The 8569-nt window shown below is 36.3% G+C and carries 8 protein-coding genes; 7 read left to right on the forward strand and 1 reads right to left on the reverse strand.

Annotated elements, in window-relative coordinates; translation table 11 throughout:
• From BTA31_RS20475 to aspA, 6 genes are all read left to right on the forward strand, one after another.
• Window positions 1-498, forward strand: a 498-nt coding sequence (locus tag BTA31_RS20475; RefSeq protein ID WP_275667517.1) for a 4-hydroxyphenylacetate 3-hydroxylase C-terminal domain-containing protein, incomplete at its 5' end; no start/stop codon positions are given.
• A 29-nt stretch (window positions 499-527) separates the two neighbouring features.
• Window positions 528-1094, forward strand: coding sequence for an FAD synthetase family protein (locus BTA31_RS20480; protein ID WP_076793769.1), 567 nt, complete (start codon window positions 528-530; stop codon window positions 1092-1094).
• Between the two features lie 37 nt (window positions 1095-1131).
• The gene (locus BTA31_RS20485; RefSeq protein ID WP_076793772.1) at window positions 1132-1560 is read left to right on the forward strand and encodes a RidA family protein; all 429 of its coding nucleotides are present in this window, start codon (window positions 1132-1134) and stop codon (window positions 1558-1560) included.
• A 76-nt stretch (window positions 1561-1636) separates the two neighbouring features.
• On the forward strand, window positions 1637-2326 hold the full coding sequence (locus BTA31_RS20490; RefSeq protein WP_076793774.1) for a DUF1028 domain-containing protein: 690 nt from the start codon (window positions 1637-1639) through the stop codon (window positions 2324-2326).
• Window positions 2327-2372: 46 nt separating this feature from the next.
• Window positions 2373-3626: a M20 family metallo-hydrolase gene (locus tag BTA31_RS20495; RefSeq protein WP_076793777.1), complete on the forward strand. Its 1254-nt coding sequence runs from the start codon at window positions 2373-2375 to the stop codon at window positions 3624-3626.
• Between the two features lie 142 nt (window positions 3627-3768).
• The gene (gene aspA / locus BTA31_RS20500) at window positions 3769-5193 is read left to right on the forward strand and encodes an aspartate ammonia-lyase (protein WP_076793780.1); all 1425 of its coding nucleotides are present in this window, start codon (window positions 3769-3771) and stop codon (window positions 5191-5193) included.
• Window positions 5194-5421: 228 nt separating this feature from the next.
• Here the strand turns inward: aspA and BTA31_RS20505 are convergent, their stop codons facing one another.
• Entirely contained in the window at window positions 5422-6747 is a 1326-nt protein-coding gene (locus BTA31_RS20505; RefSeq protein ID WP_076793782.1) for a helix-turn-helix domain-containing protein, read from the reverse strand.
• A gap of 439 nt (window positions 6748-7186) precedes the next feature.
• On the opposite strand from BTA31_RS20505, the gene BTA31_RS20510 reads away from it, so the two are divergent.
• Window positions 7187-8569 (forward strand): APC family permease (locus BTA31_RS20510; RefSeq protein ID WP_076793785.1); only part of this gene is annotated, 1383 nt, incomplete at its 3' end.

Here is an 8569-nt window from a genome sequence, read left to right on the forward strand (position 1 = left end):
CTTCAAGCAGTAAAAGAAAAAATCTCTCAATTGATTAATTATAGAGAAGGGATAAATGCTCATTTAACTGCTGCTGTTGCAGAAGCAGAAAGAAGTCCTGGAGGACTAATGATGCCTAATCAATCGCTCCTATATACCGGTCGTGTTTTTGCACTGTCTCATTTTCCGGCTATGGCTCATTTAACAAGAGAACTTGTTGGCGGACAGTTAGCAGTTACACCTGACTCCACAACGATGGAAGATCCTGAAATTCAACAATATATTGATCAATACTACTCTGTAGGTGAATGGACTGCGGAAGAGCGAGGGAAATTGTTATATTTTGCAAGAGATCTATTAAACTCTTCTTATGCAGGGCATAGAACAACCTTCGAATTATTTGCACAAAGTCCACCATTTGCCCAACATTTAGCTGTATTTAATAGTTTTAATATGGAAGCGCAACGTGAAATGGTTAGAAAAGCTGCTGACTTGAAAAAGACAATCCCAACCTTCTAGATTTGTGGGATTGAAAAGGAGGTTAAAGATTGAAAATTTATAAACCAGGAGCTTTGAAGCTTCCTGCATCAGTGATTACAATTGGTGCCCTAGATGGGGTTCATAAAGGGCATCAAGCACTTCTTCGTAAAACTAAAGAACAGGCGAAAAAGCTCGGAATTCCTTTTGTTATTTATACCTTTGATCCACCTCCTAAAGTCTTTTTAAAAGATTGTTTGATGCTAACTACTTTAGATGAAAAGCTTAAGCGTCTGAAGATGATGGGGGCCGAACACGTAATTGTTGGTAAATTTGATGAAATGTTCATGAAAAAAGATGTTTTCGTTTTCATTGAGGAATTAAAAGAATTAAATCCGCTTGAAATATGGGAAGGACCTGACTTTCAATTCGGTAAAAATAAAAGAGGAAACATCGAAATTTTACGTCGCCATTTTAAAGTAGGCGTATTAAATCCATTGAAATGTGAACAAGGTAAAATAATTTCTTCTTCACGTATTCGAAACCTTATGCTAAAGGGCGAAAACGCTCAGGCAGAAAAATTACTTGGGGATATTAACTGTATGTCGGGGACATTTGAAAACTCTTTTGCGATTTAAATATTGTTAAAATTCAAATAAAAAGGAGCGTTTTATTATGGAAATTAAACGATACCGAAAATTTGAAACTAATAAGTTTTATCCTTCACATATGGGAGAGGAATCCCATCATGTAGTGAATGAGTTCTCTATGGTTGTTCGTGCTGGTAATCGTATTTTTATGAGGGGGCAAACAGCTTTTGATTTAGAAGGAAACTTCCATGGTGAAAATGATGTTATAGCACAGACTGAGAATGCTTGTAGATGTATCAAACAACTTCTCGAAGAATCTGGAGGGAAACTAGAAGATGTTTGTAAACTTACGACCTATGTAACTGATCGTAATTATCGTAAGGACGTATATAGTGTTATTGCTAAACATTTTAAAGGTGTGTACCCTGTTAGCACAGGATTAGTCGTTAGCGGACTTGCACTTCCTGAAATGCTTGTAGAAATCGATGTTGAAGCCGTTATAAGTGAAGAGTAATTCAGAAGCAGATTTCAGTGATGTTTTATTAAAGAGGATAAAGAACTTGATTCAACATTTTATAGGAGGACATAAAATGAAAATGACAAATACGTTCTCTGTGGCAGGACGGTGCGAAGCTACGGGAGCGTTAGGTGCTATCGTTACTTCTAGCAGTCCTGCTGTTGGGGCTAGATGTCCTTGGATAAGGTCAAATGTAGGAGTGATTCTAACGCAAAATGTCACTGATCCCAGATTAGCTGACATTGGTCTTGCTGTGTTAGAAAAAGGCTATGATGCACCTTCTGCAATTCGAACAATGGTAGCTGCTACAGATTTCTCCATGTTTAGACAGCTTGCTGCTGTAGATAATACTGGAGGTTCTGCTGTATTTACTGGTGAAAAAGCACTTGGGATTCATGGTGAATATCATGCCGTAAATGTTGCTTGTATAGGGAATTTACTAGCTGACCCAAATATACCGAAAGCAATGGGTGCACATTTTACGAAACAAGAACAACTATCATTGCCAGAAAGATTAATTTCTTCTATTGAGCTTGGTTTTCAAATGGGGGGAGAGCTAGATCAAGAACATTCTATTGCATTAATTGTGTATCATCCAGATACTCCTTTTGCATTTGTTGACTTGCGTGTAGATTATAGTGATAACCCTTTAGCTGATCTGAAAAAGTTATGGTCAATTTATGGACCACAAGCTAAAGACTATAAAATAAGAGCAATTGACCCTGAACAAGCACCTTCCTATGGAGTTAAAGGAAATGAATAAAAATATTGTATAAGTATAGGAAGATAGAAAGTGAGGCTCCACAATAGTGAAAGTGAATATTGATCGGCTAATGAAGGACATAGAAAGGTATTCTGAGTTTGGAAAGACTACCGATGGTGGAGTGACAAGGCCGAGCTTTTCCCATGCAGATATTGAATTGCGTAAAATGTTCATTGACGAATTAAAGAAGTTGGGCTTATCGGTAACGATAGATGGGGCGGCAAATATTTGGGGGAAGAGAAAAGGAGTGGGGAATAATCTTGGGAGTATTGTCATCGGTTCTCATTTGGACTCCGTTCCCAATGGAGGATGGTATGATGGTGCACTAGGTGTTTTAATGGCAAAAGAAATAATGAGAACGCTTACGGAAAATGATGTTTTCCTTGACCATGATATTGAAATTGTTTCTTTTACAGCTGAAGAGTCAAACGAATTTAATTTATCAACATTTGGAAGCCGGTCGTTTGTGGGATGTTTATCAGCTGATAAGATAAGGGGGGTTCATAACTCTAAAGGGAAATGGCTTAGTGAGGAACTTGAAAAAGTGGGTGGGGGACTTGGTGAATTTCCTAAAATGAAAGAGCTGAGAAAAAAGATAAAAGCTTTTATTGAGCTGCATATTGAACAAGGTCAAAGGTTGGAGGATAAGAATATCTCCATGGCTATTGTTGATCAGGTGGCTGGAATTTATCGTAGCAATGTCAAGGTAATAGGAGAATCTAATCATTCTGGAACGACTATGATGGATAAAAGAAAAGATGCTTTAACAGCGGCGGCCGAAATGATACTTGAGATTGAACATCTTTGTAAAGAATGTATGAATGGAGTAGTTGGTACTGTTGGAAGACTAGATGTTTACCCGAATGCTACAAATATTATTCCTGGTGAAATTAATTTCAATTTTGAAGTAAGGGGATGTACAGAAGAATTAATTAAAAATAGAGTAAACAAAATTCAAGAAAAATTCAATGATATTGCTAATAAAAGAAAAATTGAACTTAAACAAGAAGTCTTTTTAGATCAAAAACCAGTTGATCTTGATAAAGACATCCTTTCAATTTTACAAAGTGCTGCAGTAGAAATGGATGAACCTTATACGATTTTACCAAGCATGGCAGTACACGACGCTGCTCATATGGCATCTATCACTAAATCATCAATGGTATTTGTCAAAAGCATTGGTGGAAAAAGTCATTGTCCAGAAGAGCTTAGTCTTCATTCTGATATCGAAAAATCTGGAAATTTAATACTTCAAGGGCTTATTAAGTTAGATAATGCATTAACAAAGCAAACCATTTAATGGCTACAAGTATTAAATATAAAGGGAGCTATCTGCAAAGTAATTTAGCTCTCTTTTTTGATTCCTCTTTTACTTTAATAATTCAGTATGTACACAAGAGAGTGAAGTTTATTACAAATACAAATTAGTAGGTGGGAAGTGAATGTTAAAGGAGCAAATGCGGATAGAAAGAGATTTTCTTGGAGAAAAAGAGGTCCCGGATTATGCATATTATGGAATCCAAACGATGCGCGCGGTGGAAAACTTTCCTATTACCGGGTACCGTCATCATGAAGAGTTAATTAAAGCGTTAGCTGTAGTTAAAAAAGCAGCAGCTATTACAAATTTAGAAACAAAACATTTAGATAACAAGAGGGGCAAGGTAATAATTCAGGCAGCGGATGAAATAATTGCAGGTAAGTGGCTTGAACAATTTATTGTTGATCCAATTCAAGGTGGGGCAGGAACTTCGTTGAACATGAATATGAATGAAGTACTAGCGAACCGTGCTCTTGAATTACTTGGTCATAAAAAAGGAGAATATATTTACTTAAGTCCAAATAGTCATGTGAATATGTCTCAATCAACAAACGATGTGTTCCCTACTGCTATTCATATCGCAACACTGAAATTATTAAATAGACTACTAGAGACGATGAGTAAAATGAAGACGGTGGTTAAAGTTAAATCAGAACAATTTCAGCACATACTTAAAATAGGTCGTACCCATCTACAAGATGCACTTCCGATTCGGCTTGGACAGGAATTTGAAGCCTATTACCGTGTGATAGAACGGGACATTAAACGGATAAAAAAGGCACGAGAGCATTTGTTTGAGGTAAATATGGGGGCAACTGCAGTAGGGACAGGATTGAATGCTGATCCTAAATATATAATTGAAGTTGTAAAAAAGCTAGCGGAAATTACTGACCTTCCATTGGTTAATGCATTACATTTAGTTGATGCTACACAAAACACAGATGCATATACAGAAGTTTCCTCAACACTAAAGGTGTGTATGATAAATATGTCTAAAATAGCAAATGATTTACGATTAATGGCTTCTGGTCCGCGTGCTGGACTTTCAGAAATAATGCTTCCAGCAAGGCAGCCAGGTTCATCTATTATGCCAGGAAAGGTAAATCCGGTAATGCCAGAGCTCATTAATCAAATTGCCTTTCAGGTGATAGGCAATGATCATACGATTTGCTTAGCTTCTGAAGCGGGACAGTTTGAACTAAATGTAATGGAGCCGGTTTTAGTTTTTAATTTATTACAGTCGATTAGTATTATGGAAAATGGCTTTTGCAGTTTTACCAACTATTGTTTAGAAGGGATTAAAGCAAATGAAGAACGTCTGAAAACATATGTAGAAAAGAGCATAGGTATTATAACTGCAGTTAATCCATACATCGGGTACGAGACAGCGACGAAAATAGCTAGAGAAGCGATCGCAAGTGGTCAATCTATTCGTGAGTTATGCCTTCAATATAATATCCTAACAAAAAGGGAATTAAATAATATTTTGGATGCATACGAAATGACCAAACCTGGAATCGCTGGTAATACATTATTAGAAAGAATCTAGCGAAAAAACTAAAACATGATCAAACAACAAAGTGAAAAACGCAGAATTTGGTTACCTTTTATAATTATGAGCGGATCTCAGTGTAAGAATAAGGATCTCGTTCTTTACACTGAGATCAGTAAGAAGGCGTGGCAGTAAGGTAAGATTTTCTGTTATTTTATTGACATCGTACCATCGTTATTCAATGTAAGAATTCCTTCATAGAAAAAACTAGATCTAGGTAATTAATTAAGTTTGCTCTGTTTTAATTTCTTGTTCACTTTTAATTCGATAAATCTTTCTAGGTCTTCCTTTCGTGGTGGGAGCTTCTTCTCCAATGATCACTGCAATCCCCTCATTAACTAAACCGTTAAGAATTCGTCGTGCATTCCTTGGTGTCATTTTCAGCCATTCCGAGAGAATGGCCGCTGTTATTGAGTGGTTCGTCATTCGTTTTTGAACTGATAAAATCTTATTGAATGTTGTGATTGTTACACCAGACTGTTTAAGTTTTTCGCTAATTTCTTTATTTTCAGTTCGATAGCCAAATGATATACTCTCTTGTTCTTTAAGAGGACCTTCAATTGTTCCTCTATCATCAACAAGGAAGGCGCAAAAAGAGTCATAATTTTGTGCATGGTTTAGAGCCAGACGAGAGTTTTCTTCAGCTGCTAAAGCAGTCTCTCCATAACCAATACCAACGTTCGAAGGAGAATCAGTTATAAAAGATAATTTTTCCAGCAGAGTTCCGATTTGTTGCCTTGTTTTCTGTAAAGAACCTCTTGTTGAAAAAATAATGAATGTACCTACTCCTAGTGTCATAAAGGAACCGGAAATAGACTCTGAAAAATTTAATACAGCTGATTGTATTTCTAAATTTAATCTATGCAAATCATAAGAAACCAAATTGTAATCAGTTCTTTTTTCCATCTTCTCTACTTTCACTAATATGGCCGCAATTTGTGATTGTTTAAAATGTAGCGTTTCCCACTGTTGGATTGCCATTGATAAAGTTTCACGAATGTTACTCCGAGTGGGGGAAACCCAATATGCAGGTATACCTTTTGAGAGTAATTGTTTGTATATAGAATACAGACAAGTAATGCAAAGGTTTACTTTTCCATCTGTAAATAGTTTTTGGTGAAAAGTTAACAGGTCTTTCAGGGGGGTATCATGTGAGTATTCATGTACATAAACTTGTTCACATGGAATGCTTAAATCATGATAAGTCTCATAAACATCACGTTTTCTAAGCATATCAATACTAACGCGTTCAAGACTAATACCATCCTTATAACCTATTTCTACAAGCGTTTTTGTCAAACTAGCTCCATCTAAGCGTAAATAATAAAACGGTTGTGTAGACCCGCTTTTTTGAGCAGGGCTATATAAAGCTGGACCTGCAAAAACCCAAAGGTCAACCAAGCTTTGATTCTTTTTTAAGATATCAGTCGCTTCTTCAGTATTTTGATAAATAAATGGGACGAGTTGTAAGTTGTCATCGTATTCCTTAGCGATTTCGCTGATAAGATCTACTGAGTGCCTTGGTCCAACGATTCCGGCTCTTGGTTTCATAGAATCACCACCAATATTGAGGTTATATGAATGTGAATTATTTTGATTATTTACAAATCTTCACTCTTGATCATTATAACAAGAAAGACAAGCTTTGATAACAATTATCCACCTTTTCTGAAGTACAAGGAGTGATTAAAAAACTGTATACATAGAAGAGGAGCAAGCGAAGTGTTTGGATAAATTGTTAATTTAGAAAATATGGAATTTTCAAAAAAATAATTGACATCACTTCGAGGTCGGCTGTATATTATTAAGGAATATATAAAGAAAAAATCCTTAAATGGCTTTTAAGAGCGTAAAACCATAGAAAGGATTTTATGCTTTATTAAAAAATTATGTAAGATGGGAATCTCCATTTCAGTTACCACCTGAATTTGGAAGCGCTTTCTAAAGGGGGTCTTTAGTGCATGGTATCTAAAGAGGAGGTATGTAACCTTTGACAAAACAATTAATAAGATCCATAGGCTTATGGGGAGCCGTTGCTACAGCTGTTGGTATTGTAGTGAGTTCAAGTGCTTTAGTGTCTTTAGGGCAGGGGTTTGGGATAGGCGGTAAAGGATTTATTTTCGCTATGGCTTTTGCGTTATTTTTGAATCTTTGTGTAGCGTTTTCTTTTGCTGAGCTGTCTGGAATCGTTCCTCGTGCTGGGGGGTTAAATCACTACACGATTCCTGCAATGGGTCCATTTGTGGGAATGGTTGCTGTTTTAACTGGCTATGTACTTGTTACAATTTTTGCGGGAAGTGCAGAAGCCGCTATACTGGGCATCGTATTTAACGAAGTATTTCCTTTTGAAATCAATTCCAATGTTGTCTCTCTATTAGTAGTGGGCCTACTTGGTTTTGTTAATTTGTTTGGGGTACAAATCTTCAGCTGGACACAAAGGATATTAACAACTCTTTTAATTAGCTCAACAGTTATTTTAGGAATTATCGGGTTATCAGGGATAGGTTCAGGGCAAACAATATCAAATTCAACAGCGTTTAACCCAATGGGTTGGGGTGTATTGAGCTTAACGGCACTTGCCTTTTGGCTTTTTGTTGGAGCTGAATTTGTAACACCATTGGCTGAAGAAGTTAAAAAACCAAAAATATATATTCCGTTATCTATGATTTTAGGGTTGTTTATTATTTTTATAGCAGATTTAATTTTTGGATTGGCATCTATAAAGCATACACCCTTAGATCAATTAGCGGGATCATCCTCACCTCATGTAGATGCAGCAAAAGCAATTCTAGGGGAGAAAGGGATGATTTGTATGGGGATAATTACTATTCTTGCGACTTCAAGTACATTAAATACGTTAATCAGTTCAATAGCACGTATGATTTATGCCATGGCATTAGAAGGACAAATGCCAAAGGTGTTTGGCCGGCTCAATCGCTGGAGAACCCCTTGGACAGCCATCCTGTTATTATGCTTTCTCTTTGCTGCGTTCTTACTACTTGGGATTGCAAACAGCTCCTCCTTATCAACAATGATTTTAGCCGGTTGTATATGTTGGATGATTGCATATATTATTGCTCACTTAAATGTCATTATTTTACGTATGAAATACCCAAATGTTCAGAGAGGGTTCAGATCGCCATTTGGGTATACATTTCAAGTAATAGGCATTATTGGAATGACATATGTGATATTAAATATATTTCCGGATCCTGTGATTAAGGTTGAAATTTATAAGTATACCCTTATATTTTTAGGGCTAACAATAGTTTATTCAATATGGTGGGTAAAGTTTATCATGAAGAAGAGCCTGTTTAAACCGATTCCAATAGAAGATCTTTTTGATCAAATAGATTATGAAGAAAAGAATAAA

Source organism: Bacillus haynesii (assembly GCF_001969855.1).
Lineage (GTDB): Bacteria > Bacillota > Bacilli > Bacillales > Bacillaceae > Bacillus > Bacillus haynesii.

Coding starts and splice junctions, on each gene's coding strand:
- BTA31_RS20485 (WP_076793772.1), top strand. CDS start 1,132: ATGGAAATTAAACGATACCGAAAATTTGAAACTAATAAGTTTTATCCT.
- BTA31_RS20490 (WP_076793774.1), top strand. CDS start 1,637: ATGAAAATGACAAATACGTTCTCTGTGGCAGGACGGTGCGAAGCTACG.
- aspA (WP_076793780.1), top strand. CDS start 3,769: ATGTTAAAGGAGCAAATGCGGATAGAAAGAGATTTTCTTGGAGAAAAA.
- BTA31_RS20505 (WP_076793782.1), bottom strand. CDS start 6,747: ATGAAACCAAGAGCCGGAATCGTTGGACCAAGGCACTCAGTAGATCTT.